Genomic DNA, 23,235 nt, shown 5'->3' with positions numbered 1-23,235 from the left:
CGGACACGAACAAGCGAAACCATGTGGAACAACGTTCGCCAACTCAACCTCGCCGCCAATGCGCTGCACGTCGTGCTCGTGCTGCTGCTGCTGGCCGCCGCGGGTTACTGGGCGATCCAGCGTCCCGAGTTTCGTCTGCGCGAACTTCAGATCGACGGCGATACGACGCACATCAGTTCGCCGGTCGTGCGCGCGAGCGTGGTCGGTCATTTGAAGGGCAATTTTTTCACGGTGGATCTGGACGCGGCGCGCACTGCGTTCGAGCAGGTGCCGTGGGTGCGTCATGCGAGCGTGCGGCGCGTATGGCCGAACGCGCTCGCGGTGACGCTGGAGGAGTACAAGCCGCTCGGCACCTGGGGCAACGATCAGTTGGTGAGCGTCGACGGCGAACTCTTCACCGCGAATCAGGGCGAGCTCGACGACGACCTGCCCGCGTTCGACGGTCCCGAAGGCACGGCGAAGGAAGTGGTCGCGCGGTATCACGATTTCCAGAAGTGGTTCGCGCCGCTCGACGCGCAGCCGGACGAAGTGACGCTGTCGCCGCGCTTCGCGTGGACGGTCAAGCTCTCGAACGGCACGCAGATCGAGCTCGGCCGCGAGCGCAATCAGGACACGCTGAACGAGCGCTGCAAGCGTTTCGTCGCGTCGTGGCCGTCCGTGACGGGAAGATGGGGGAAGGACATCGAATATGCGGATTTGCGTTACCCGAACGGCTTCGCGATACGCGCAGCGAACATGCGTTTCATCAACGACACCGACAAGGCCAAGAAGTAAGCAGACATCACGGGCAATGAGCACGCTATGAGCAAAGACTACAAAGACCTGCTGGTTTCCCTCGACATCGGAACGTCGAAGGTGGTCGCGATCGTCGCCGAACTGAAGGGCGAAGGCCACTACGAGGTGATCGGACTCGGTCAGAGCGACTCGAAGGGGTTGAAGAAGGGCGTCGTGGTCAATATCGAGGCCACGGTGCAATCCATCCAGCGCGCGCTCGAAGAAGCCGAGCTGATGGCGGACTGCAAGATCACGAACGTCTTCACGGGCATCGCGGGCAGCCATATCCGCAGCTTCAATTCGAGCGGCATGGTCGCGATCAAGGACAAGGAAGTCACGCAGGCGGATGTCGCGCGCGTGATCGAAACGGCCAAGGCGATCAACATTCCGACCGATCAGCAGGTGCTGCACATCCTGACGCAGGAATTCATCATCGACGGGCAGGAAGACGTGCGCGAGCCGATCGGCATGAGCGGCATCCGCCTCGAAGTGAAGGTGCATATCGTGACGGGCGCGGTGAGCGCGGCGCAGAACATCGTCAAGTGCGTGCGCCGCTGCGGGCTCGAAGTGAACGACCTCATTCTGCAACCGCTCGCGTCGTCGCTCGCGGTGCTGACCGAGGACGAGAAGGAACTGGGCGTGGTGCTGGTCGATATCGGCGGCGGCACGACCGACATCGCCATCTTCAGCGAAGGCGCGATCCGCCATACGGCCGTGATCCCCATCGCCGGCGATCAGATCACGAGCGACGTCGCGATGGCGCTGCGCACGCCGACGCCCGACGCGGAAGACATCAAGGTGAGCTACGGCATCGCGAAGCAGGCGCTCGCCGATCCGGACGAAATGATCGAAGTGCCGGGCCTCGGCGAGCGCGGTCCGCGCACGCTGTCGCGCCAGGCGCTGGCGGCGGTCGTGGAACCGCGCGTCGAAGAGTTGTTCTCACTCGTGCAGCAAGTCGTGCGCGAGTCGGGCTACGAAGAGTTGTTGTCGAGCGGCGTCGTGCTGACCGGCGGCGCGGCGATGATGCCCGGCATGGTCGAGCTCGGTGAAGACATCTTCCTGAAGCCGGTGCGCATCGGCGTGCCGGAATACGCGGGCGGCCTCGCGGACGTGGTGCGCAATCCGCGCTACTCCACTGCAATGGGCCTGCTTGCCGAAGGACGCTCGCAACGCATGCGCGGCCGCAAGGTCGCGGTGCAGAACGGATCGATGGGACAAGTGTTCACGAGGATGAAGGACTGGTTCCTCGGGAATTTCTAAGAAGAAGCATCAAAAGAACTTCGCGCTGGTACCGGCGGCTGGCGCGCGATGTGAGGTTGCCCGATCTCTCATCGAATAACGCCGATCTTCATTCTTGACGGAGGCAACATGGATTTCGAAATGCTGGAAACGGAAACCAACGGAACGATCATCAAGGTCGTCGGTGTTGGTGGTGCGGGTGGCAACGCGGTGCAGCACATGATCACGCGCGGCGTGCAGGGCGTGGACTTCATCGTGATGAACACCGACGCGCAAGCGCTCGCTCGTTCGCGCGCCCCGACGGTGCTGCAGCTCGGCATGACCGGTCTCGGCGCGGGCGCGAAGCCGGACAAGGGCAAGGAAGCGGCGGAAGACGCACGCGAGCGTATCGCCGACGCACTGCGCGGCGCGCACATGGTGTTCATCACCGCGGGCATGGGCGGTGGCACGGGCACGGGCGCGGCGCCGGTCGTGGCGCAGATCGCGAAGGAAATGGGCATTCTGACCGTTGGCGTCGTGAGCAAGCCGTTCGAGTTCGAAGGCGGCCGCCGCATGCGCGTGGCCGAAGCTGGCTCGCAACAACTGGAGGATCACGTCGACTCGCTGATCGTCGTGCTGAACGACAAGCTGTTCGAGGTGATGGGCGATGACGCCGAGATGGACAAGTGCTTCCAGTGCGCGGACGACGTGCTGAACAACGCTGTGGCCGGTATCGCGGAAATCATCAACGTCGATGGACTCGTGAACGTCGACTTCGAAGACGTGAAAACGGTGATGGGCGAGCAGGGCAAGGCGATGATGGGCACGGCGACGGTTGCCGGCGTCGATCGCGCGCGTCTCGCTGCGGAACAGGCGGTGGCGAGCCCGCTGCTCGAAGGCGTGGATCTGTCGGGTGCGCGTGGCGTGCTGGTGAACATCACGTCGAGCCGTTCGCTGCGTTTGTCGGAAACGCGTGAAGTGATGAACACCATCAAGTCGTATGCAGCCGACGACGCCACGGTGATCTTCGGCGCGGTGTACGACGACGCGATGGGCGACGCGCTGCGCGTGACGGTGGTCGCAACGGGCCTGGGCCGCGCGGCGAAGAAGCAGCAGCAAGCGCCGATGACCCTGCTGCGCACGGGCACCGACAACCAGCCGGTCGCGCATGCGCATCACGCTCCGCACAATTCGTACGGCACGCAGCACGGCCAGGGCACGACGGACTACGGTCAGCTCGACACGCCGGCCGTGTGGCGTTCGACGCGTGAGACGGCGGCATCGCACGTTCAGGCGCTGCAGGAAAAGGGCGTCGATACGTACGACATTCCGGCGTTCCTGCGCAAGCAAGCGGACTAAGCGCACGCACGGTATTTGCTGCTGAGTTCGTCATGACGACGCAGCCCACCGCGTGCACGCGCTGAACGACCGGCGCGGATGATGCTGGCTTCGCGTGGGGCGACTGTCCAAGGCCGCGTCCTGATTTAAATGGACGCCGGGCCGTGGCCAGCCGACCCCCACGAATTTGCCCCTGACGTCAAGGAAGGCAGGTTGAAGCCGGGATCGCCGCAACGCAGTTCGGCAACGCCGCGGGACGATGCGATCGCGAGGATGTCGCGAGCACTGATGAGGGAAGGACCGAGCATGATCAAAGTGGGTGAAACGTTGCCGGATGTCAGCATTTTCGAGTTCATCGAAGAGGCGACCGAAGGCTGCGCCGTGGGACCGAATGCGTTCCCGGTACGCGAGCGGTGCGCAGGCAAACGCGTGGTGATCTTCGGATTGCCGGGCGCGTTCACGCCGACGTGCTCCGCCAGACACGTGCCCGGCTATGTCGAAGCGGCGGCGGACCTGTCCGCGGCCGGCATCGACGAAGTCTGGTGCGTTTCCGTCAACGACGCGTTCGTGATGAGCGCGTGGGGACGCGATCTCCAAACCTCGGGCAAGGTGAGGATGATCGCGGATGGCAGTGCGCGTTTCACCCAGGCACTCGGACTGGATCAGGATTTGTCCGCGCGTGGCATGGGAATCCGTTCCCAGCGCTACGCAATGGTGGTCGACGACGGCGTGGTCAAGACGCTGTCCGTCGAAGCGCCCGGCAAGTTCGAAGTCAGCGACGCTCAAAGCATCCTGGCGACGTTGCGCTGAGTGCAGCGGCGCTGCGTTGCCCGCGCGCAACGCTCGAAGCGCCCTCGTACCAGGCCGCAACTTGGGGCCGATGACCGGAAATGCCTCCATTCCGGGCATCGGCCCGTTCTACTTCACTTTGACGCCGATTCCGCGTAACACAGGGAAACAGTTGATACTCCCCGGATCAGGACGGCGCGCGATGAATGGAGTATAATTCGAGCTATTAGTGTTTAATGAGCGATTGATTTCCTTTATAGGAAAAACACATCGGAAGAACATCATGTTGAAGCAGCGAACAATCAAGACCGTCGTCAAGACCGTGGGTATCGGGCTCCATTCCGGCCGCAAGGTCGACTTGACCCTGCGCCCCGCGCCTATTGGCACGGGCATCGTGTTTTCGCGTGTCGATCTGGCCGAGCCGGTCGATATTCCCGCGTCCGCGATGTCGATCGGCGACACCCGTCTCGCGTCCGTGCTGCAGAAAGACGGCGCGCGCGTGTCCACCATCGAGCACTTGATGTCGGCGTGCGCGGGCCTCGGCATCGACAATCTGTATGTCGATGTCACCGCCGAAGAAATCCCGATCATGGACGGTAGCGCGGCTTCGTTCGTGTTCCTGATTCAGTCCGCGGGTATCGAGGAACAGAACGCGCCGAAGAAGTTCATCAAGGTGACGAAGCCGGTCGAAGTGCGCGACGGCGACAAATTCGCGCGTCTCGAACCGTATTTCGGCTTCAAACTGAGCTTTACCATCGATTTTCGCCATCCGGCTGTCGACAAGACCGGTCAGGCGCTGGAAGTGGATTTCGCCACGACGTCGTATGTGCGTGAAATCGCGCGCGCGCGCACCTTCGGTTTCGCTCACGAAGTCGAAATGATGCGTGAGCTCGGTCTTGCGCGCGGCGGCAGCATGGATAACGCGATCGTGCTGGACGAATACCGCATCCTGAACAACGACGGCCTGCGGTACGACGACGAGTTCGTGAAGCACAAGATGCTCGACGCAATCGGCGATCTGTACGTGGTGGGTCATCCGTTGCTGGCGTCGTACAACGCGTACAAGGGCGGTCATGCGATGAACAACATGCTGCTGCGCGAATTGCTCGCGAACGAAGACGCGTACGAGATCGTCACGTTCGAGGACACGCAGAAGGCGCCGCGCGGTTTCGGATTCGATACGCAAACGGCGTTTGCTTGATAGCAGGCGTCAACGGAGCAGTGAGGAATGAGCGGCAGCGAAAGCGCCGCTCATTTTTTTTTGCGCGCGACGTATCAGCGGCCGTTTGCGCCGATCGCCGAAGCGTCGCGCGTTCGCCGGCGCCGCGTCATTTCCGCGACCTGCCAGCTAGCCAGCGCAACGCAGCCGAAGATCGTTTCCCGCATGCGCTTGATGAGCGGCAACGCAATCGCCACGTCCATCGGCACGCCGAACAGGGTCGCGAACGCCAGCACGGCCGCTTCCTGCACGACGAGCCCGGCGGGCACCATGAACGCGGCGTGCCGAACCGCCTGCGTCAGCGCTTCGATCGCGAGCGCCTCGCCGGCGCTTACCGGCGCGCCGAGCAGAGCCAGCGCCCAATAGACTTCGAGCGCGCCGAGCATATAACCGGCGAGTTGCCATCCGAACGCGCTTAGCAGCATGCAGGGGCGACGCATGAGCGCATCGAGCGCGGCATCGAGATGCGCGCCGCCGATGCCTTGCGTCAAAGGATGCGATGCGCCGAACATCCGCGCCGCGAAACGCTCGATTGCCTGGAACCATCCGCCTTTTCTGACGAGGGCGAAGGCGAGCACGGGCAGTGGCAGCGACAACATCAGGCCGAGCCCGATTGACTCGATGCCCGCGCCGCGCCGTGATGTCAGCGCAAACACAATGCCGAGCGCTGAAAACGCGTACTGAACGCCGATCGTCACCAGCACTTCCACGATCACCGACGCGCTTACGGCCGTCGCGTCCCGCACGCGCCATCGCGCGAGCCGCATGCCGACCACTTCGCCGCCGATGCTCGCAACGGGCAGCAGCCGGCTCACCGCTTCGCGCACGGCCGCGACCCACCACAGAAAACCGAGCGACGCGCGGCCGCCCAGTAGCACGCGCCAGCCTTGCGCGTCGAGCAGCAGCGGCAGCGCATGAAAGGGCACGAGCCACAGCAGCGTCCATCCGGCCTTGTCGATGGCCGCGGCGACGTCGTGCACGCCCTGATGCAGGACGAATGCAATCAACGCGACGATGCCGACGGGCAGCATCGCCCAGCGGAGCAGGCGTTTCATGTCTCGGAAGGAAAGAGGTCTGCGAACCCGCCGCAAATCGCACCCGATGAAGCGATAGCCGACGCGACGCGCGGCGACAGCAACGCGTCGAGTTCGTCGGCGTGACGATAGTCGCGCATCGATGCGGTGATCGGCGCATCGGCGTGCGTCGCGGGATGGCAGTAGATTTCCGTGACGCCGGGCGGCAGATGCGCAAGCGCGCGCAGTATCGCGGCGGTGTCCATCGCGCCGCTCGCCATCATGCCGAACACGCGATCGTTATGCGCAATGCCCGCGCGCGCAAGCCGTGCACGCATCAGCGCGATCCACGGACGAAGTGCGAGCGGCGCGCCGCTGTCGAACGGCAGGCGCATCGCGCGCATGCCGAAGTCCCGCCCGATGTCGAGAATCAGCGACAGCACCGTCGGATGCAAATGGAAATGCTTGTGCGTATTGACGTGATCGAGCGCGAGCCCGGTCGCGGCGAATGCCTCGAATTGCGCGCGGATCTCCCGCGCCAGTTGGCGGCGCACGTCGGGCAGAAAGAAGAAGCGAAAGCCATCGCGCACCATGCGATCCGCGAAGCGGCCGTTTTCATCGACGAGTGCGGGAATGCGGGCGGGCGGCAAGACCGCATGACCGTCCGCGAGCACGATATGCAGGCCGACGCGCAAACGCGGACGCGCCCGCGCGACCTCGACGGCATCGCGGGCGGCGGGCGCGCCGACCATCAGGCTCGCGCACGTGAGCACACCTTCGCGATGCGCGCGCGCGACCGCGTCATTCACGCGCTCGTGCAGGCCGAAGTCATCTGCGGTGACGATCAGGCCGCGCACGGCATCACGCCTCGTGCGCGCGCAGGAAACGGAAGAATTCGACGCCTTCGCGCAGGCGCCGCTTCATCATGTCCCAGCTCGTGAGCATCTCGCGCACGATCTCCCAGATCTTCGACGGGCGGAAATAGAAGCGCTTATAGAAGCTTTCGAGCTCGTGATAAATCTCGTCGCGCGACAGATGCGGATAGCCGATCGCGGCCAGTTGCACGCCTTCCTTGCTGACGAGATTGATGGTCTTGTTCTCTTCGAGCCAGCCGTTCTCGACGGCCTGGTTATAGAGCGTCGTGCCGGGATACGGCGCGGCCAGCGAAACCTGAATCGTGTGCGGATTGATTTCCTTGGCGTAACGAACCGTCTTTTCGATGGTCTCTTTCGTCTCACCCGGCAAGCCGAGAATGAACGTGCCATGCACCTTGATGCCGAGTTTGCGGCAATCGTCGGCGAAGCGTCGCGCGATATCCGTGCGCAAACCTTTCTTGATGTTCAGCAGGATCTGATCGTCGCCGGATTCGTAGCCGACCAGCAAAAGACGCAGCCCGTTTTCCTTCATGATCTTGAGCGTCGAGTACGGCACGTTGGCCTTCGCGTTGCACGACCACGTGACGCCGAGCTTGCCGAGCCCGCGCGCGATTTCCTCGACGCGCGGCTTGAAGTCGGTGAAGGTGTCGTCGTCGAACATGATTTCCTTGACTTCAGGCATGTTGTCGCGAATCCACTTCACTTCTTCGAGCACATTCTCGACCGAACGCACGCGATAGCGATGCCCACCCACCGTCTGTGGCCACAGGCAAAACGTGCAGCGCGAACGGCAGCCGCGTCCCGTGTAGATCGACACATACGGATAGTTCAGATAGCCGATGAAATAGTTCTTCACGTTCAGATCGCGCTGGTAGACCGGCGCGACGAACGGCAGCTCGTCCATGTTCTCGAGGATCGGACGCGCTGCGTTGTGCTCGATCGAGCCGTCTTTTGCGCGATAGCTCAGGCCCTGGATTTCGGCAAACGGCCGGCCCTCGGCAATCTCCTTGCACGTGTAGTCGAATTCCTCGCGGCACACGAAGTCGATCGCTTCGCTCGCCGTGAGCGAATTGTGCGGATCGACCGCCACTTTCGCGCCGACCATGCCGATCAGAATCGAAGGCGCGCGCTGTTTCAGATGCTCGGCGAAGAGCGCATCGGACGGAAACGAGGGCGTGCTCGTGTGGATGACGACGAGTTCGTATTGCGCGGCGATATCGAGCGTCGCTTCGACGGTCAGGCTATCGGCGGGGGCGTCGAGCACGCGGCTATCGGCGATGAGCGCGGCGGGCTGCGCGAGCCACGTCGGGTACCAGAACGAGCGGATCTCGCGCTTCGCCTGATAACGCGAACCGGCGCCGCCGTCGAAGCCGTCGAACGACGGCGCCTGGAGAAAGAGCGTCTTCATGAAAGCTCCGGCAAAGTATGTTGCGATGAAAAATGGAATGAAATGCGCGCGCCTGGCCGACGCCCCCGCGCGGGAAATCGCGGGTCTAACGTCGCGACGGCATCGAGGCCGAGGCTTCGGGCAGCACGCCGCCTTCAACGGGCAACTGCACGCCCCGCCAGACGACGCTCGAACCGAACGCGGCCGCGAGCCATTCGAGCGCCAGCAGGCCGTCGCGCAGCGGCACGAGCGCCAGGTCGCGCCAGAACGAACGCGCGTGGCGCGACTCGCGCGCGTGAAGCGCGAGCCGCGCGGCGCTGCCGGCGCATGACGCAACGAGCAGCGGCATGGCCACGGGCGACGTCGAGTCCGCCAGCGCGAGCGCCGCGCCGGCGACCATCCACGGAAAGGTGAACGTGATGAACAGAAACGCGAAGCCCGCGCGATTGATCGAGCGGATCGTGCGCAGCCAGCGCGTTTCACGCTGCCACAACGCGGACAGGCTCGACTCGGCCACGTCGGTGCCGACGATCATCGGCGCGAGCACCGTGCGCAGTCCGAGGCGGCGCGGATATTCGGCCAGGTAATAGTCGTCCGCGAGGCAGTCTTTGAGCGCATGGAATCCGCCGATTGCGTCGAGCGTCGCGCGGGTGAGCGCGAGCGTCGCGCCGAAGCCATAGCGCCGCGAGCCGCCGCCATGCGCGATGCGCACGGAAGGGGCGAACCACTCGTTGACGAAAAGCGAGCCGACGCGCGACCAGAAGCCCGCAACCGGGCCTGCGCGATAGAGACACGTGACGACGCCGGCTGTCGGATCGGCAAGGGGCGCGGTGACGGTGCGCAGATAGTGCGGCGTCACGGCGATATCGCTGTCTGCCACGACGAAGATGTCGTGGCGCGCGTGCTGCGCCGCATTGATGAGATTGCAGACCTTGAGATTGCGGCCATATACGCGCGAATCGACCACGAGGCGAATCGCGCAATTCGGATAAGCGGCCTGCAGACGGCGAACGGTTTCGATGGCTGCGTCGTTCGGTGAAGCAACGCTGCAAATCAGTTCGAACTCGCGATGCGATTGCTCGCAAAATGTCGCGAGGTTTTCGAACAAGCGCGGCTCCGCGCCGCAAAGCGGTTTGAGCACGCTCACGCCGTGGTCGTCGACTGCATTTTCGGATTTCTTCGCAATACGCCGTTCGAATCGCGGCATCGCCAATGCGGCGACGATCGAATAAGCCGCCGCGACAAATACGAGACAGGAGATAAGGGCGTCGATAGAGACAATACTTAACATTGCGAAGCCAGTCATTGCTCGGCGGGAAAATCCGAGAAGCAAATGCCCTATCGCAGCGTTCAAGCGTGCGTAAGCCTCCAGCCGTTTGAGAATGGCCGGATTTCATGCCGAGAGGTTTATTACGGTTGAATGATGCGGATAGCGAGCGGCGGGGCTAGAAGAGCGAGAGTTCGCTGGATTCTAGCAATGAGAATAAATGCGATGTGATAAAAATTGTGCGCGCCTAAACGATTATCAACGAATACCGGGATTATCTTCGCGCAATTATTTTTTGCATTTTTGCGGATCGATATTCGCGATTGACGGCGGCGGGATTTACAGAAATATCGATGCGTCCACGCCCGAATCCGGGCGATGTCACTTCTTGTCTTTCCCCGCCTGATGACGCGCGGCCATGCGCGCGAGCGCTTCCTGCAGCGGCGAAGGTTCGAGTGTTTCGGCCAGTTCCTGAAGCGCCGAGGCGCCGGCGGGCGACATCCGCGCCTGCTTCGGCGGGGCGGCTTCTTTCATCGGCTGCGGGCGCACGCGGATTCTCAGCGCATCGACGGCCCAGCCGCGCTGCTGGAGATCGGCGAGCAGGCGCGGCTCCAGATGCCGCAATCGCGCCGCGAGCGCATTGTGAGCGGCAAAAAGCGCGAGCACGCCATCTTTGATGAAACCCGGCTCCACGTTCGACGCCAGATAATCCGGCAACAGCGCGCTCAGGTCTCGCTGCAGCGCCGCCACCTGCTCGACGCCCGCACGCAGCGCGAGAAAGGCATCCGTGCGATCGAGCACGTCGGAGACGGCCTGCGGCCGGCGCGGATCGAAGCGTGACCTTGAATTTGTAGAAAAGCGGCTCATTTTGGTTGAGGCGAACGCCCGATGGAACGTTTGATTGTACGCGAGGCGGGTCATTGTCCGGTGGCCGGCGGTCTTTCCGGAGGCTGCTTCCAGCCAAGCTTTCAACCCGTTGACTGTCGCGCCGCGCTGACGCCCGGGCGGGCACGCCGACACAAGGTCTGACAAACTCGCGTGCTAAAATTCCCGATTCGATTTCACCCTATGGACTTAAGTCGCCGAGGTTCTCCGAGGCCGGACGCAGCCTGGCGCTGCCGCCCGTCCGAAGCCGCGACGCAGACACTGATCCGATGACGACCGGTTTCCTTCAGAAGATTTTTGGCAGCCGCAATCAGCGGCTGGTCAAGCAGTATCAAAAGACCGTTGCGGCGATCAATGCCCTCGAGCCGACCGTCGAGAAGTATTCGGACGACCAGCTGCGCGCCAAGACCGACGAGTTCCGCCAGCGCGTCGCGGGCGGCGAATCGCTCGACGTGATCCTGCCGGAGGCTTTCGCGGTTTGCCGCGAGGCGAGCAAGCGCATCCTGAAGATGCGCCACTTCGACGTTCAGCTCATCGGCGGCATGGTCCTGCACTACGGCAAGATCGCCGAAATGCGCACCGGCGAGGGCAAGACGCTCGTTGCGACGCTCGCGGCGTATCTCAACGCGCTGTCCGGCCGCGGCGTGCATGTCGTCACGGTGAACGACTACCTCGCCCAGCGCGACGCCGAATGGATGGCGCGCCTCTACAACTTCCTCGGCCTGTCGTGCGGCGTGAACCTCTCGCAGATGGAGCACGGCCAGAAACAGGAAGCGTACGCGGCGGACATCACCTACGGCACGAACAACGAGTTCGGCTTCGACTATCTGCGCGACAACATGGTCTACGAGACCAACTCGCGCGTGCAGCGGCCGCTCAATTTCGCGATCGTCGACGAAGTGGACTCGATCCTCATCGACGAGGCGCGCACGCCGCTCATCATCTCCGGTCAGGCGGAAGATCACACCGACCTCTACGTGCGCATGAACGCACTGCCGCCGCTGCTCGAACAGCAGATCGGCGAGGAAAAAGCGGACGGCACCGGCGTCGAGAAGCCGGGCGACTACACGCTCGATGAAAAAGCGCGCCAGGTGTTCCTGACCGAATCGGGGCACGAAAAGGCCGAGCGCCTGCTCGCCGAGTGGGGTTTGATCGGCGAGGGCGAAAGCCTCTATGCGCCGCAGAACATCACGCTGATGCACCACATCTATGCCGCGTTGCGCGCGCATACGCTCTTCCTGCGCGATCAGCATTACGTGGTGCAGAACGGCGAAGTCGTGATCGTCGACGAATTCACGGGCCGCATGATGACGGGCCGCCGCTGGTCGGACGGTCTGCATCAGGCCGTGGAAGCGAAGGAGCACGTCCAGATTCAGGCCGAGAACCAGACGCTCGCCTCCATCACGCTTCAGAACTATTTCCGCATGTACGCCAAGCTGTCCGGCATGACCGGCACGGCGGACACGGAAGCCTACGAATTCCAGGAAATCTACGGCCTCGAAACGGTCGTGATTCCGACTAACCGTCCGCCGAAGCGCGTCGACAAGCAGGATCAGATCTACAAGACCTCGAAAGAGCGTTACGACGCGGTGATTCGCGACATCCGCGATTGCGTCGAACGTGGCCAGCCGACGCTCGTCGGCACGACGTCGATCGAAGCGTCCGAGCTGCTCTCCAGCCTGCTGGGCCAGCAGGGCGTGAAGCATGAAGTGCTCAACGCAAAGCAGCACGCGCGCGAAGCGGCGATCGTCGCCGAAGCGGGCCGTCCGGGCGTCGTCACGATCGCGACCAACATGGCCGGCCGCGGCACCGACATCGTGCTTGGCGGCAATGTCGAGAAGCAGGCGTCGTTCATCGAAGCGGATCTGTCGATTCCCGAGAACGAAAAGGCCACGCGCATCCAGAAGCTGCACGACGAATGGCAGGCACTGCACGATCACGTGAAGGCGGCGGGCGGTCTGCATATCATCGGCACCGAGCGTCACGAGTCGCGCCGTATCGACAATCAGCTGCGCGGCCGCGCGGGCCGGCAGGGCGATCCGGGCTCGTCGCGTTTCTATCTGTCGCTCGACGATCCTTTGCTGCGCATCTTCGCGGGCGACCGCGTGCGCTCCATCATGGATCGCCTGAAGATGCCGGAAGGCGAGCCGATCGAGGCGGGCATGGTCACGCGCTCGATCGAAGGCGCGCAGCGCAAGGTGGAAGCGCGCAACTTCGACATCCGCAAGCAACTGCTCGAATACGACGACGTCTCGAACGATCAGCGCAAGGTGATCTACCAGCAGCGCAACGAACTGCTCGAAGCGAACGACGTGCAGGAAACCATCGCGGCGATGCGCCAGAGCGTGATCGGCGACGTGGTGCGCACCTTCGTGCCGGCGGGCAGCATCGAAGAGCAGTGGGAAGCGCCGGAACTTGAAGAAGTGCTGCGCAACGACTGGTCGCTCGATCTCGCCGTGCAGGAAATGATCAACGAGTCGAACTCGATCGACGCAGAGGAAATCTGCGAAGCCGTGCTCGCCGCCGCCGACGAAGCCTACGAGGCGAAGGTCGCAATGGTGGGCCGCGAATCGTTCAGCGCGTTCGAGCGCTCGATCATGCTGCAGACGCTCGACAGCCGCTGGCGCGAGCATCTCGCCGCGCTCGATCATCTGCGTCAGGGCATCCATCTGCGTGGTTACGCGCAGAAGAATCCGAAGCAGGAATACAAGCGCGAGGCGTTCGAACTGTTCGCCGCCATGCTCGATGCCGTGAAGCAGGAAGTCACGCGCGTCGTGATGAACGTGCAGATCCAGTCGCCCGAGCAACTCGAAGAGGCCGCCGAGCAGTACGAAGAGAAGGGCAGCCACTTGGAGAACGTGTCGTTCACGCACGCGGACTTCAACGCACCGGCGGCGGACCCGACCCCGGCGGCGGCTGCGGCGAGCGCCACCGCGCAGATGGTCAGCCAGGCGATGGCCTCCGGCGACGACATCAGCGTGGCGACGCGCCCTTCCGACGAAGTGCCGAAGGTCGGCCGCAACGATCCCTGCCCGTGCGGCAGCGGCAAGAAGTACAAAAACTGTCACGGCAAGCTGGCGTAATCGGCTGCTGACCAGAACCGAGCGACGCAGCGATGCGTCGTTTGTCTTTGCAGGACCCATCCTTCACGGCGCCGGCTTCGTTCCGCGAAGCGGCGTCAGTCTTTCATAGCGTGCCGGTGGTTCTTGCCGGCACTCGCCACCATCAGCGAGACGCGAACATGGCCGTCAATTTCCCCTCGATCGATCCCGCAGCGCTTCATCCCGTCGCCGGCGTCACGCTAGGCTGGGCCGAGGCGAACATTCGCAAGCCCAATCGCAAGGACGTGCTCGTCATTCGGGTCGACGAAGGCGCGAGCGTCGCGGGCGTGTTCACGCAAAACCGCTTCTGCGCCGCGCCGGTGACGGTCTGCCGCGAGCATCTCGCCGCCGTGAGCGAAGGAGGCAAGGGCATTCGCGCGCTGGTCGTCAATACCGGCAACGCGAATGCGGGCACGGGCGAGCCGGGCATGGCGCACGCGCGCGAAACCTGCGCGGAGCTCGCGCGTCTCGCGGGCGTCGATGCGCAACAGATTCTGCCGTTCTCGACCGGCGTGATCCTCGAACCGCTGCCGATCGACCGCCTGAAGGCCGGTTTGCCCGCCGCGCTCGCGAATCAGAAGGCCGCGCACTGGTTCGACGCGGCGCAAGCCATCATGACGACGGACACGCTGCCGAAGGCGTCATCGCGCCAGGTCACGATCGACGGGCATGTGGTCACGCTGTCGGGCATCAGCAAGGGCGCGGGCATGATCAAGCCGAACATGGCGACGATGCTCGGCTTCCTCGCCTTCGACGCGAACGTCGCGCAACCGGTGCTCGATCAGCTCGTGAAGCACGTCGCCGATCGCTCGTTCAACTGCATCACGATCGACGGCGATACGTCGACGAACGATTCCTTCATCCTGATCGCATCGGGCAAATCGAGCCTGCCGGCGATCACGTCGACGGATTCGCCCGCCTACGCCGCATTGCGCGATGCCGTGACGGAAGTCGCGCAGGAACTCGCACAACTCATCGTGCGCGATGGCGAGGGCGCGACCAAGTTCATGACGGTGACGATCGAAGGCGGTAAGGACGCGGCGGAGTGCCGCCAGATTGCGTACGCAATCGGCCATTCGCCGCTCGTGAAGACCGCGTTTTACGCGTCGGACCCGAACCTGGGCCGCATTCTCGCGGCCATCGGCTACGCGGGCGTGACGGATCTCGACGTCGGCAAGATCGATCTGTATCTCGATGACGTGCTCGTCGCGAAAGCGGGCGGCCGCAATCCGGCCTACAAGGAAGAGGACGGCCAGCGCGTGATGAAGAAGAGCGAGATTCTGATCCGCGTCGTGCTCGGACGAGGCAACGCGACGGCGACCGTCTGGACGTGCGATTTTTCGCACGATTACGTGAGCATCAACGCCGACTACCGTTCGTAACGCGGGCGCGCACCGAAGAGACAATGGACAAACTCGAACAATTTCTCACGCGCGCCGAGGCGGTGCTGGCGCGTATCGAAGGGATGTTGCCGCCGGCGACGCCCGATATCGACTGGCAATCCGCGGTGGCATTCCGCTGGCGCAAGCGTCAGGGGCGCGGTTTTCTGCAACCCGTCGCGGCCATTTCGAACATCTCGCTCGATGACCTTCAGAACATCGATCGACAAAAAGGCCTGATCCAGCAGAACACGATGCAATTCGTGAAGAAGCTGCCCGCGAACAACGTCTTGCTGACGGGCGCGCGCGGCACCGGCAAGTCCTCGCTCATCAAGGCGTGCCTGAACGCGTGGTCGAAGGACGGCCTGCGCCTGATCGAAGTCGATAAGGACGATCTGCACGATCTCGGCGATATCGTCGATTTGATTTCGGCGCGGCCCGAGCGCTTCATCGTGTTCTGCGACGATCTTTCCTTCGAGGAAGGCGAGTCGGGCTACAAGGCGCTGAAGGTCGCGCTCGACGGGTCCGTTACGGCGCAATCGGACAATGTGCTGATCTACGCAACGTCGAACCGCCGCCATTTGCTGCCCGAATACATGAGCGACAACGAGACGTACAAGCATACGTCCGATGGCGAAATTCACCCCGGCGAAGTGGTCGAGGAGAAGATTTCGCTCTCCGAGCGCTTCGGGCTGTGGGTCAGCTTCTATCCGTTCAAGCAGGACGACTATCTGTCGATCGTCGGCCACTGGCTGAAGCATTTCGGCTGCGATGCCACGGAAATCGAAAGCGCGCGCGGCGATGCGCTCGTCTGGGCGCTCGAACGCGGATCGCGCTCGGGCCGCGTCGCGTGGCAATTCGCGCGCGACTGGTCGGGACGCAAGCAATGACCGATTCGACGAGCGACATCGCACCCGATGGTCGCAAGGTGACGGAAGTGGCCGTCGGCGTGATGGTGCAGCACGACGGACGCTATCTGCTCGCGCAGCGGCCCGAAGGCAAACCGTACGAAGGTTACTGGGAATTTCCCGGCGGCAAGCTGGAAGCGGGCGAAAGCGTCGAGGCGGCGCTCGGACGCGAACTGCATGAGGAACTGGGCATCGACGTCACCGCGTGCCAGCTCTGGCGCACGCTCGAACACGACTATCCGCACGCCTACGTGCGTCTGTTCTTCTGCAAGGTGACGGACTGGAAGGGCACGCCGCGCGGGCGCGAAGGTCAGGCGATCGCATGGCAGACACTTCCGGTGGAAGTCGCGCCCCTGCTGCCCGCCGCCCTTCCGATTCTCGAATGGCTCGAAGAGGAAGAGCGCGAATGAAGATTCGCGCTTAGTTCAGGCCGCCGTGCGAGTCGTCGTCCGGCGGCGTTTCCTGCGAATTTCCCGATATCTTGTACTTTTCGGCCGCCCACGCGCCGAGATCGATCTGCTTGCAGCGTTCCGAGCAGAACGGCCGAAAACGGTTTTCAGGGACCCAGCGGACTTCCTTGCTGCAGGTCGGGCATTTGACGACAGTGATCATGACAGTTGCGAATCGAGCCTGGAACGGACTAACGGACGGTATTTGACCATATGAGGCCAAACCGTTCCCGGTTCAAAGGCTGCAAAGCGTCAGATGAAAGGGCACGTCGACATCGACGGCGCGCGGTTTCAGGTCGCCGTCCTGCACCGTGAAACGTACCCACAGCATGTACTTGTTCGCGCTGGCCTCGGGAATCACGCGCGTGTCCGGCGAAACGCGCACCTGCATCAACTGATAGGTGCGGCCGGACAACATCTGCTGATAGCTGCCCTGCATCGCCATGACTTTCGATGCCTGACCCGATTCGCGCGCGAGACGCAGCACGATGGTGGCCGCGTCGCGCAGTGCGAGCATCGGCGTGACCCATTGCGCGATGTCCTGCCGGCGTTCTTCCACCGGCAACTGCTGCCACGCGTAGTACGACGGCAAATCGAACTTGCAGGTGCCGCCGGGAATGATCGTGCGGCTGCGGATACTCGCGAGCCATTCGTTGTCGGCGAGATGCTGGCCGGTCTTGCCGTGCATGTCGGTGAGTCCGGCGAGCGTCTGCTCGATTTCGCCCAGCACGGCTTCCAGCGCTTCCTGCTCGATCCCCGGATTGCCGCGGAATGGCGCGAGCGTTTGCCGCTGCCGCTCCAGTTCCTTCATGAGATCGGCCTTGAGATCCGTGCGGCCTGCGACTTCGGCGATCTCGAAGAGCGTCGTGAGCGCGACGTGATGTTCTCGCGCGTCTTCCTGAGTCAGAAAGAACGTGAAGCGCTCGAACAGATCTTCGAGCCGCAGCAGCGTCCGGATACGCTCGTTGAAGGGATACTCGTAAAGGATCAAGCGCTCGCCTCGGCGTGGGTCGGTTGCTTCCATGAGCGGAAGTGAGCACATTCTAATGCCGCATCCTCACCCTAGCAAATCGGGGCCTGTTTGTGCGACAAACCGCGTGTTTCGGTGCCGAACTGGGAACTTTTCTGGCATTTCGCCAACTCAGGCCGACGCGTTTTCTCAGGCGGTCGCCAAAGACAGATAGCGCGCGTGCAACGTGTCGACTTGCTGCGCGAGCGCGTCGAGCGTGGCGCTTTCGTCGTTGACGACGATGTCGTCCGCCGCGGCGAGGCGGGCTTCGCGCGTTGCCTGTTTTGCGACGATCGCGAGCACCTGTTCGCGTGTGAAGGCGTTGCGCCGCATGACGCGCGTGATCTGTGTCTCGACCGGACAATCCACGACCAGCACGCGCGACACCCGCGCCGCCCATTCGCCCGATTCGACGAGCAGCGGCACGACGACGATGTGATACGGCCCCGGCGCCGCATTGCGCTGACGCTCCGTTTCGGCGCGAATCAGCGGATGCACGATGGCTTCGAGACGCGCTTTCGCGGTGTCGTCGGCGAAGACGAGCGCGCGCATCTTCGCGCGGTCGAGCGAACCGTCCGCGGCGATGAAATCGTCGCCGAACTCGCTCGCGATGAGCGGCATCGCGACGCCGCCCGTCGCCGTGATCCGATGCGCGATCAGATCGGTGTCGACGAGCGTGACGCCGCGCGTCGCGAAAAGATCCGCGACCGTGCTCTTGCCGCTGCCGATTCCGCCGGTGAGACCAATGCTGAACATCCGTCGCGCTCCTTCATCCGAACAATGCGTAAAGCGGCGTGCCGACGAAAAGCGTGATGGCGCCGCCCGCCGCGAGAAACGGCCCGAAAGGCAAGGGCTCTTCGAAACGCATGCGCTTCTTCCATGTGGCGACGATGCCGAACGCCGCGCCCGCGACCGCCGCGATCAGGAGGACTTGCGCGAGCGACGCCCAGCCGAGCCACGCGCCGATTGCGGCGAGCAGCTTGAAGTCGCCGTATCCCATGCCTTCCACGCCGCGCACGAGTTTGAAAAGCCAGTAGACGCACCACAGGAACAGATAGCCCGCGATCGCGCCCGTGACCGCATCGTGCAGCGTCGCGAAGCCGCCCTCGCCGAAATTGACGATGAGCCCGGCCCACAAGAGCGGCAGCGTCAGCACATCCGGAAGATAGCGCGTGTCGTAGTCGATGAGCCCTGCCGCGAGCAGGGTCGCGCACAGGCCGAACGCCGCAACAGCGGGCCAGGACGGGCCGAATGCATAGAGCGAGAGCGCCGCAAGCGCGCCGGTCGCCAGTTCGATCAGCGGATAGCGCGGGCTCACGCGTGCACCGCATGTCGAGCAGCGGCCGCGCAGCGCGAGATAGCTGATGACGGGAATGTTCTCCCACGCGCGCAGCACGTGCTTGCAATGCGGACATGCGCTGCGGGGCACGGCGAGATTGAAGCGCTCGGGGTACGGGTCGGCGGCGGGTTTGGGCAGATCGGCCGCGTCCGGCATCGCCGCTTCGACTTCGGCGCGCCAGGCGCGTTCGAGCAGCACGGGCAGACGATGCACGACGACCGTGAGAAAACTGCCGATCACGAGACCGAACACCACGGCGAAGCCATATTGCATGGCGAAGGGAAGCGCCGCGAACGCCGACACGTAGCGGCTCGCGAAGTGCGCGGCGGATGGATCAAACGAAGGCTGCATGATGAACGAACGATGGCTCTGGCCCGCGATGCTACACCACGTTGCCGAGCTGAATGATAGGAAGATACATCGCGATGACGAGTCCGCCCACGAGTGCGCCCAGCATCGTGATGACGACCGGCTCGCACAGGCTCGCGAAGCCGCCGATGCGCTCGTCCACTTGCCGGTCGGCGAGCGTGGCGAGATCGAGCAGCATCGAATCGAGCGAGCCCGATTCCTCCGCGACCGCGATCGGCTGCACCACGTCTTGCGGGAAGCATCCGGCGGCACGCATCGCGGCGGCGAGGCGCTCGCCGCTGCGCAGGCGCGCGGCGATCTCCACGGTCGCGCGGTCGAATACGCGGTTTCCCGTGGCCTGCGCGAGCGAGTCGAAGGCGTCGGCGAGCGGCGTGCCGGCAGCGAGCAGGGTGCCGAGCGCACGGCTCCATCGGGCGACGGCGAGCGAGCGCAGCAGTTTGCCCGCGAGCGGCAGGCGCAGCGCGGCGCGATCGGCGGATTCGCGTGCGTCGGGAGAGCGCTTCATCCAGCGCAGCAGGACGACACCCACGGCCGAGCACGCGATGACCAGCGGCACGCCGACGCTGCCGACGCCATCCGAAAGCGCGAGCACGAAACGCGTCGGCGCGGGTAGCGCCGCGCCGAAACCGTCGAAGATGGTCTTGAAGGTCGGCACGACGCCGATCAGCAAACCCGCCGTGATCGCGAGCGACAGCAGCAGCACCATGACCGGATAGGTGAGGGCCGCGCGTAGCCGGGCGCGCTGCGAGGCGGCGCGCTCGCGATCGTCCGCTAGACGGGTGAGCACGGCCGGCAACGCGCCCGCCGTTTCTCCGACCGAGACTAGCTGGCAGTAGAGCGCGCCGAACGCCGCAGGATGTTGCGCAAGCGCCGCCGAGAAGGGCACGCCGCGCGTGATATCGCGGCCTACGGTGCCGACGACGCGCGGCAGTCCGCCGCCCGTTGCGCTGCCCGAAAGCAGTTCGAGCGCGCCCGCGAGCGGCAGTCCCGCGTGCAGCAATCCCGCGAGCTGGCGCGTGAAAAGCGTGACTTCGGCAGCCTTCGTCTTGGGCGGCGGCGCGATGCCGAGCGTCTCGAGCGCGACCACGATGACGCCTTCACGCCGTAGCGTCGCGCGTGCCGCGGGCGCATCGGCGGCGATGATCTTTCCGCGTTTCTCCCGGCCTTCGGCGTCCATGCCGCGCCACGCAAAGCGAGTCTCCGACGAAACCTCGCGCATCATTCGATCTCCGTCGCTTCCGCAGCTTCAGCGACGCTCGTCACGCCCTCGCGCACGCGTGCAAAGGCCGCGTCGCGCAACGCGGGCATGCCTTGTGTCTGCGCCGTGCGCGCGATTGCATGAGTCGCCGCGCGCGACACGATCAGCTCGCGTATGTCATCCGAAACCGGCATCACCTGATGCACGCCGACACGTCCGCGATACCCAATGCCGTGACACGCCGGACAGCCGCGTGGCTCGAACGGATGAAAGCCGTCGGCGAGCGGCAGCGCGGAGGGCGCGCGGCAAACTTCGCACAGCTTGCGCACGAGTCGCTGCGCCGTGACCAGCCGCAGCGCGGAGGCGAGGTTATACGGCGCCACGCCGATGTCGATGAGACGTGCGATCGCGGCGGGCGCATCGTTCGTGTGCAGGGTCGAAAGCACGAGGTGTCCGGTCTGCGCGGCCTTCACCGCGACGTCGGCGGTTTGGGCGTCGCGGATCTCGCCGACCATGATGACGTCCGGGTCCTGGCGCATGAACGCGCGCAGCGCCACGGCGAACGTCAGCCCGGCCTTTTCACGCACGCTCACCTGATTGATGCCCGCAAGCTGGATTTCGACCGGATCTTCGACCGAGCACACGTTGCGCGCTTCGGCGTTGAGCATTTGCAGGAAGCAGTAGAGCGACAGGGTCTTGCCGCTGCCGGTCGGACCTGTCACGAGCACCAGACCGTGCGGCGCGCGAATCGCCGATTCGACCGTGCGGCTTTGCGCGTCATCGAGGCCGAGCGCGCCGAGCGACAGGTCTGGCGGCAGCGTGTCGAGCCGGCGCAGGACGAGCTTTTCGCCGAAGAGTGTCGGCAACGAATTCACGCGATAGTCGCCGGTGCGCCCACCCGGCAGACTCAGACGCAGCCGGCCGTCTTGCGGCACGCGCCGCTCCGCGATATCCATGCGCGACAGCACCTTGATGCGCGTGACGAACGCGTCGCGCAAGTGCGGCGGCGGGCGCCTGAGCACATGCAATGCGCCATCGACGCGCAGCCGGATGCGCCAGTCGTGTTCGGCCGGTTCGACGTGAATGTCGGAGGCGCCGCGCTCCGCGGCTTCGCGCAGCGTTTCGGCGAGCAGCGAGACGGCGGGCGTATCGTGATCGGACACGGCTTCCGCCGCGGCGCCGGGCGGGCGAGCGGGGCGCGTGAAAGTATCGAAGGCGTCGCGGGAAGGGGAGATCATGGGCGTCGTGCGGTCGGGGTCGAGATGATCCGATCATCCCGTCCGCGAAGGCCTTCGCCCAGTCGTCCGAATGGCTAACGCAGCGCGCGTTTCGGCGGTCCGTCCGGATGAAAGATCTTCACCGTGCGAATCGCCTGGTCGTCGCTGCGCATGACTTCGAAGGTCACGTTGGCGATGCGCATCGAAATATCTCCGTCCGGAATGTCTTCGAGCGTTTCGAGAATCAGGCCGTTGAGCGTTTTCGGTCCGTCCGTCGGCAACGTCAGATGCAGCCAGCGGTTGAGTTCGCGCAGAGGCATGCTGCCCGCGACGATGCACTCGCCGTTCTCGTCCCAGCCGCCGCGCGAGCCCGCGCCGCGCGGAATCGTCGTCGTGAATTCGCCGATCAGTTCTTCGATGATGTCTTCCGGCGTGACGAGCCCCTGCAGCTCGCCGTACTCGTCGACCACGATCGCGATGCGGTGGCCGCTTTCCTGGAAGAACTGCAATTGCTGGAAGACGGGCGTCCCGGCCGGCACGAAATACGGTTCCGCGAGCAACTCGCGCAGCGTGTCGCGCTCCAGTTCCTGGTTATGCAGCGCGGAAAGCGTCTTGCGCACGTGCAGGACGCCGAGCACGCGGTCGATGTCGCCCTGAAACACCACCAGCTTGTTGTGATAGCAGGTTTCGAGCTGATGCAGGATTTGTTCGAAAGGCGCGTCGAAATCGAGCGCTTCGATGCGGCGGCGCGGAATCATCACGTCATCGACGGTGATGTTCTCCAGATCGAACAGATTGAGCAGGATGCTGCGGTGCTTGGTCGGCATGAAGCTGCCGGTTTCCAGCACGATGGTGCGCAGTTCTTCGGGCGAGAGGCGCTGATCGCTCTTGGTTCGGGTGTTGATGTGCAGCGCCGCCAGAATCGCATTGGCGAACAGATTGACGAACCAGATGAGCGGCCGCCCGATGCGCATGAGCGGCGCGAGCACGAGACTCGCGGGCAGCGCGACTTTCTCCGGATACGTCGCGCCGACGATCTTCGGCGCGATTTCCGCGAACACGATGATCAGAAACGCGATGACGCCCGTGGTGATCGACAGGACCAGATTGTTATGGCCGAACGTGCGCAGCGCGATCGACGTGGTGAGCACCGGGATGATCGTGTTGATCAGGTTGTTGCCGATCAGGATCACGGAAAGAAGCTGGTCGGTCTTCGCGAGCAGTCCTTGCGTGGTGCGGGCGCGCAGCGATCCCTGGCTAGCCAGATATTTCAGCCGATGGCGATTGAGCGCCATCATCGACGTTTCGGAGATCGAGAAGAAGCCGGAAAGGAAAAGCAGCAGAAAGATGGCGCAAATTTGCGCCCATAAGGGAAGGGTGTCCACGCGATGGTCGGATAGGGGCGGAGATGGGAGGCAATATAGCAGACGGGGCGCGGCGCTTGCCCTAGGCCTTTCGGCCAGCGGACGCGCTTTCGTGCGCAAAAATAAAAAACCCGCAT

Annotated in this window: 21 protein-coding genes; 9 read left to right on the top strand and 12 right to left on the bottom strand. The window is 63.9% G+C overall.

The genetic code is table 11. The annotated features are described in order from the left end of the window. The first annotated feature begins 21 nt into the window (after positions 1–21). The 5 genes from AWB70_RS29335 to lpxC all read left to right on the top strand — a co-directional run bounded on the left by AWB70_RS29335 (position 22) and on the right by lpxC (position 5,320). Positions 22–774, top strand: coding sequence for a cell division protein FtsQ/DivIB (locus AWB70_RS29335; protein WP_014192336.1), 753 nt, complete (start codon positions 22–24; stop codon positions 772–774). Between the two features lie 27 nt (positions 775–801). Beyond that, entirely contained in the window at positions 802–2,034 is a 1,233-nt protein-coding gene (gene ftsA, locus AWB70_RS29330; protein ID WP_014192335.1) for a cell division protein FtsA, read from the top strand. Positions 2,035–2,142: 108 nt separating this feature from the next. After that, a complete protein-coding gene (ftsZ, locus tag AWB70_RS29325; protein ID WP_014192334.1) occupies positions 2,143–3,351 on the top strand; it encodes a cell division protein FtsZ in 1,209 nt (402 codons plus the stop codon). A gap of 285 nt (positions 3,352–3,636) precedes the next feature. Next, on the top strand, positions 3,637–4,140 hold the full coding sequence (locus tag AWB70_RS29320; RefSeq protein ID WP_014192333.1) for a peroxiredoxin: 504 nt from the start codon (positions 3,637–3,639) through the stop codon (positions 4,138–4,140). 262 nt (positions 4,141–4,402) lie between these two features. After that, complete coding sequence (gene lpxC / locus AWB70_RS29315; protein ID WP_041730670.1) at positions 4,403–5,320, top strand: UDP-3-O-acyl-N-acetylglucosamine deacetylase; 918 nt, start codon at positions 4,403–4,405, stop codon at positions 5,318–5,320. Between the two features lie 74 nt (positions 5,321–5,394). Here lpxC and AWB70_RS29310 read toward each other — a convergent pair whose 3' ends face one another. The 5 genes from AWB70_RS29310 to AWB70_RS29290 form a co-directional block, all read right to left on the bottom strand. After that, positions 5,395–6,393 carry a lysylphosphatidylglycerol synthase domain-containing protein gene (locus AWB70_RS29310; RefSeq protein ID WP_053568808.1) on the bottom strand — a complete coding sequence of 333 codons (999 nt, stop codon included), beginning with the start codon at positions 6,391–6,393 and terminating at the stop codon, positions 5,395–5,397. After that, positions 6,390–7,208, bottom strand: a complete 819-nt coding sequence (gene hpnK / locus AWB70_RS29305; RefSeq protein ID WP_053568807.1) for a hopanoid biosynthesis-associated protein HpnK — start codon at positions 7,206–7,208, stop codon at positions 6,390–6,392. The genes AWB70_RS29310 and hpnK overlap by 4 nt, the downstream gene beginning before the upstream one ends. A gap of 4 nt (positions 7,209–7,212) precedes the next feature. Continuing rightward, on the bottom strand, positions 7,213–8,634 hold the full coding sequence (gene hpnJ / locus AWB70_RS29300) for a hopanoid biosynthesis associated radical SAM protein HpnJ (RefSeq protein WP_053568806.1): 1,422 nt from the start codon (positions 8,632–8,634) through the stop codon (positions 7,213–7,215). 85 nt (positions 8,635–8,719) lie between these two features. Beyond that, the gene (gene hpnI, locus AWB70_RS29295) at positions 8,720–9,919 is read right to left on the bottom strand and encodes a bacteriohopanetetrol glucosamine biosynthesis glycosyltransferase HpnI (RefSeq protein WP_053568805.1); all 1,200 of its coding nucleotides are present in this window, start codon (positions 9,917–9,919) and stop codon (positions 8,720–8,722) included. 342 nt (positions 9,920–10,261) lie between these two features. Continuing rightward, on the bottom strand, positions 10,262–10,747 hold the full coding sequence (locus tag AWB70_RS29290; protein ID WP_053568825.1) for a DciA family protein: 486 nt from the start codon (positions 10,745–10,747) through the stop codon (positions 10,262–10,264). Between the two features lie 287 nt (positions 10,748–11,034). Between AWB70_RS29290 and secA the strand changes: the two genes are divergently transcribed. From secA to AWB70_RS29270, 4 genes are all read left to right on the top strand, one after another. Further along, the gene (secA, locus tag AWB70_RS29285; protein ID WP_014192327.1) at positions 11,035–13,848 is read left to right on the top strand and encodes a preprotein translocase subunit SecA; all 2,814 of its coding nucleotides are present in this window, start codon (positions 11,035–11,037) and stop codon (positions 13,846–13,848) included. Positions 13,849–14,006: 158 nt separating this feature from the next. Then, positions 14,007–15,248 (top strand): bifunctional glutamate N-acetyltransferase/amino-acid acetyltransferase ArgJ, encoded by a 1,242-nt coding sequence (argJ, locus tag AWB70_RS29280; RefSeq protein ID WP_053568804.1) that lies wholly within the window; start codon positions 14,007–14,009, stop codon positions 15,246–15,248. A 23-nt stretch (positions 15,249–15,271) separates the two neighbouring features. Beyond that, entirely contained in the window at positions 15,272–16,135 is an 864-nt protein-coding gene (locus AWB70_RS29275) for an ATP-binding protein (protein WP_014192325.1), read from the top strand. Beyond that, positions 16,132–16,563: an NUDIX domain-containing protein gene (locus AWB70_RS29270; protein WP_045451083.1), complete on the top strand. Its 432-nt coding sequence runs from the start codon at positions 16,132–16,134 to the stop codon at positions 16,561–16,563. Before AWB70_RS29275 ends, AWB70_RS29270 begins: the two co-directional genes overlap by 4 nt. Before the next feature lie 10 nt (positions 16,564–16,573). Here AWB70_RS29270 and yacG read toward each other — a convergent pair whose 3' ends face one another. From yacG to AWB70_RS29235, 7 genes are all read right to left on the bottom strand, one after another. After that, the gene (gene yacG / locus AWB70_RS29265) at positions 16,574–16,765 is read right to left on the bottom strand and encodes a DNA gyrase inhibitor YacG (protein ID WP_014192323.1); all 192 of its coding nucleotides are present in this window, start codon (positions 16,763–16,765) and stop codon (positions 16,574–16,576) included. A 72-nt stretch (positions 16,766–16,837) separates the two neighbouring features. Beyond that, complete coding sequence (gene zapD, locus AWB70_RS29260) at positions 16,838–17,593, bottom strand: cell division protein ZapD (protein ID WP_045452205.1); 756 nt, start codon at positions 17,591–17,593, stop codon at positions 16,838–16,840. Between the two features lie 168 nt (positions 17,594–17,761). After that, positions 17,762–18,367 (bottom strand): dephospho-CoA kinase, encoded by a 606-nt coding sequence (gene coaE, locus AWB70_RS29255; protein ID WP_053568803.1) that lies wholly within the window; start codon positions 18,365–18,367, stop codon positions 17,762–17,764. 13 nt (positions 18,368–18,380) lie between these two features. Then, positions 18,381–19,301 carry a prepilin peptidase gene (locus AWB70_RS29250; RefSeq protein WP_053568802.1) on the bottom strand — a complete coding sequence of 307 codons (921 nt, stop codon included), beginning with the start codon at positions 19,299–19,301 and terminating at the stop codon, positions 18,381–18,383. A gap of 31 nt (positions 19,302–19,332) precedes the next feature. Beyond that, positions 19,333–20,541 carry a type II secretion system F family protein gene (locus AWB70_RS29245; RefSeq protein ID WP_053568801.1) on the bottom strand — a complete coding sequence of 403 codons (1,209 nt, stop codon included), beginning with the start codon at positions 20,539–20,541 and terminating at the stop codon, positions 19,333–19,335. Further along, a complete protein-coding gene (locus AWB70_RS29240; protein ID WP_053568800.1) occupies positions 20,538–21,755 on the bottom strand; it encodes a GspE/PulE family protein in 1,218 nt (405 codons plus the stop codon). The genes AWB70_RS29245 and AWB70_RS29240 overlap by 4 nt, the downstream gene beginning before the upstream one ends. 74 nt (positions 21,756–21,829) lie before the next feature. After that, complete coding sequence (locus tag AWB70_RS29235) at positions 21,830–23,119, bottom strand: HlyC/CorC family transporter (RefSeq protein ID WP_014192317.1); 1,290 nt, start codon at positions 23,117–23,119, stop codon at positions 21,830–21,832. Positions 23,120–23,235 lie beyond the last annotated feature (116 nt).

Origin of the sequence: Caballeronia cordobensis (genome assembly GCF_001544575.2) — a bacterium.
Taxonomy (GTDB): domain Bacteria; phylum Pseudomonadota; class Gammaproteobacteria; order Burkholderiales; family Burkholderiaceae; genus Caballeronia; species Caballeronia cordobensis.
Note: the sequence above shows the minus strand (reverse complement) of the source record. Positions and strands in the feature narration are given on the sequence as shown.